At 64.5% G+C, this 2,939-nt stretch carries 4 protein-coding genes and 1 pseudogene; all 5 read left to right on the forward strand.

Annotation, left to right across the window (positions count from 1 at the left end; translation table 11 throughout):
* Positions 1-234, forward strand: a pseudogene (locus Q0288_RS05425) (copper-binding protein); the annotation flags it as partial.
* Positions 219-866: an ABC transporter ATP-binding protein gene (locus Q0288_RS05430; protein WP_299428327.1), complete on the forward strand. Its 648-nt coding sequence runs from the start codon at positions 219-221 to the stop codon at positions 864-866. The pseudogene Q0288_RS05425 and the gene Q0288_RS05430, both read left to right, overlap by 16 nt.
* A complete protein-coding gene (locus Q0288_RS05435) occupies positions 850-1,503 on the forward strand; it encodes a Tat pathway signal protein (RefSeq protein WP_299428330.1) in 654 nt (217 codons plus the stop codon). Before Q0288_RS05430 ends, Q0288_RS05435 begins: the two co-directional genes overlap by 17 nt.
* Before the next feature lie 68 nt (positions 1,504-1,571).
* Positions 1,572-2,045 carry a nitrous oxide reductase accessory protein NosL gene (locus Q0288_RS05440; RefSeq protein ID WP_299428333.1) on the forward strand — a complete coding sequence of 158 codons (474 nt, stop codon included), beginning with the start codon at positions 1,572-1,574 and terminating at the stop codon, positions 2,043-2,045.
* Positions 2,042-2,797 (forward strand): hypothetical protein, encoded by a 756-nt coding sequence (locus Q0288_RS05445; protein WP_299428335.1) that lies wholly within the window; start codon positions 2,042-2,044, stop codon positions 2,795-2,797. The genes Q0288_RS05440 and Q0288_RS05445 overlap by 4 nt, the downstream gene beginning before the upstream one ends.
* Positions 2,798-2,939: the final 142 nt, after the last annotated feature.

Below are 2,939 nucleotides of genomic sequence, written 5' to 3' on the forward strand. Positions count from 1 at the left end.
CCGAGCAGCAGTTTTGCCATGCTGGCAACCCGCCAGCCCGACCTGAGCCTGTTTGCCCTCTCACCGGGCATTCTGCTCTGGGAGGCCGCCGAGAACCGGGTACCTGGGCTGCGGCTCTTGACCCTGGTGGATCGCGAGGCCCAGCCCACCGAACCAACCGGGTTCGGGATCGGCCTGTGGGCCCTGGCCCTCGGCGTTCTTTCCTTGCTGGGGGTTTTATGGTTGAGGCGGTAGGACTCTCAAAACAGGGTCGTCTGTACGATCTGCACCTGCGCTTAACCGAGGGCAGCCTGGCCCTGCTGGGGCCCAACGGTGCGGGGAAAAGCACCGCACTGGCGCTGCTTGCGGGCCGTATTCGACCGGACGGGGGTCTGGCCAGGGTGTTTGGATTCCCGCCCCGGAGCCTCGAGGCCGCCCGGCTTCGGGCCTATATTCCCCAGCAGCTCTCCTTTCCGCCCAATCTGCGGGTGAAAGAGGTGCTCGAGGCTGCCCGGCAGCTCAAAGGGGCCAGCCCCGCCCAGCTTAAAGATGCAGTTGACCACATGGGTCTGGAGGAGCAGATGCACCGCACGGTAGCCCAGCTTTCGGGTGGCTGGCGGCAGCGTCTGGCCCTGGCTGCGGGACTGCAGGGCCAGTCTCCTCTGTGGCTACTGGACGAACCGGCTTCGGCCCTGGACAGCCAGGGACTCCACCGGCTGACGCACTGGATTCAAGACCATCGAAACCAGGGTGGCCTGGTACTCCTGAGCGCGCACCGCCAGGAGGAGATCGCTGCTCTGGCCCAACGCGCGATCTGGCTCGAGGGCGGCCGGATTGCCGATACGAGAAGCCCTGCACCACAGGTGAAACATGAAAAACCGGCGTGATATTCTCAAAACCCTTTCTGTTTTGGGCCTGGCTGCTGCGGCACCCCAGGTTCTGGCTCAGGCTGCACAACCCGCCCCTGCGTCGTCGGTTGGCCCCGATTTGATTGCTGCCAGGGCCATCCCCTGGGAGAATGGCCGGTGCGAGTTTTGCGAGATGCCCCTGCAAACCCCAGCACCGGGAGCCTGGCAGGGTCGCACCTTTAGCCCTGGCTTCTTCGAGCAGACCTACTCGCAAATCGCCCTGAGAGAACCGCTGCGCGGGCGGGATGCACTCCACTTCGAGTCCATTGGCTGCATGATCAACCATGCCTGGGTGCATGGTATTCGCGACGGACACGGAACCACCTTTTACGTAAGCGATCGGGGTCTCTACGACCCGGCCCAGGGACGCAATGCAGTCCGGCTGCTGCCCGCCCGCCTGGCTTCCTTCCTCTGGGGGGAGCGTCGGGGCTGGGTGGTGATGGATGCCAAGGTGGCCGCCTTTAACTCTCGAGTCGAGGCCGAGGTATTCGCCCGCAGGAACCCCGACCTGGGACGAACCTATACGCTGAATTACCAGGTCTTGCTCGACCTGGCACCCCTGCCAACCATGAATCTGGTTAATCTGCTGGCCAGGCACAGCGGTCTCTTGAGGTGATATAGGGGGTGGGTTTGGCCCACCCCCACAGGAGGTTTGTGATAAACCGCAGAAGTTTTGTTAGAGGGATGGTCTGGATGGTACCGCTGGTTAAGAGCGGCGTGCTGGCCGCCCCCAGACCCCTGCGCACCGGGGTGGATGTCTGTCCATACTGCCACATGACCATCCTGGATGCTCGGTACAGCGCCCAGGTGATCACCAGCACGGGCAGGGTCTTTTTCTACGACGATCCCGGCTGCCTGCTCGACCAGCTTGCAGGCCACGGCGGGCCGCAGATTACCGCCAGGGAGGTCTATGTTGCCGACTTTGCCAGCTCGGAGCGTAACCGAGCGGCATTTGTCGCCGCCGAGCGAGCACTGTTTCTCTTCCACGAGCGCATCCGCACCCCGATGGGCTCAGGGTTGCTGGCCTTTTCTGCGGCAGCAGGTGCGGCGGCCTATCTGCGCGAGCGGCCTCAGTTTGCCGATGGGCAGCAGTTGCGCTGGCAGCAGTTGCTCGAGCGGGGTCGTAAACAGCCGTGGGTGCCGGGGTTTGGTAGATGAAATCGCTGTCGCTGCTGTACGGCAAGGCCCTGCTGCGTAACCCCTGGACCAGCCTGCCGCTGCTTCTGCTTCCCCTGCTGGCCCTGGCCTTTGTGGGTCGGGGGGAGGCGGTGGCGGTCGTATCGCTGTATAGCAGCCTGGCCCTGCTGCTACCCCCCCTGGTGCTGGGGCTGGCGGTGCCGCTGCTGAGTGCGAGGGAAGAGTGGGTTTTCTGGGCGGCGATGCCCAGGCCAGCCTCCTGGCTCTATCTGTCGGGGGTGGTGGGGATTGGCCTGGGACTCAGTCTGCCCGTGTTTGGCGGGGTGGCCTTTGCGGGGGCCGTGCTGGGTCTGTCTGGCTCGTCCCTGATTCTGGTGCTGGCAGCAGGACTGGGTTTGTTGTGGCTATGGGTGGGGTTGGCGGGCTGGGTGAGTGCGGGCCTCGAGGCCAGTCGGGCGCTTGGGCTGGGACTGGGGCTGTGGGGGTTGCTGGTGCTGCTCTATGACCCCCTGGTGGTAGCGCTGGCGGTGGCCCTGCGGGAGTATCCGCTCGAGCCCCTTTTGCTCGGAGCCCTTTTGCTCAACCCCATCGAGCTGGTTCGGGTGGCCATACTCGAGGCCCTGGAAGCCCCAGTGCTGGTAGGGCCTGCTGGCTTTCTGCTGCAAGACTTGCTGAACCAGGCCGGCCTGGCCCTGCCTGCTGGGGCTAGCCTGATGGCGATACTGCTGGCACTGGGAGGTGCGGCCTGGCGTTTTGGCCGGAGGGATCGATGAAAATTTCCCTGGTTCTGATCGGGTTTATCGGACTGCTGGGGGGTGTGCTGGCCCAGAGTCTCAGGGTCGAGGAGGCCTGGGTTCGGCGGGTTGCGGGCAATATCACGGCAGCCTATGTAGTGCTGTTCAATCCCGGCCCCGG

The organism is uncultured Meiothermus sp. (genome assembly GCF_937863175.1).
GTDB lineage: Bacteria > Deinococcota > Deinococci > Deinococcales > Thermaceae > Meiothermus.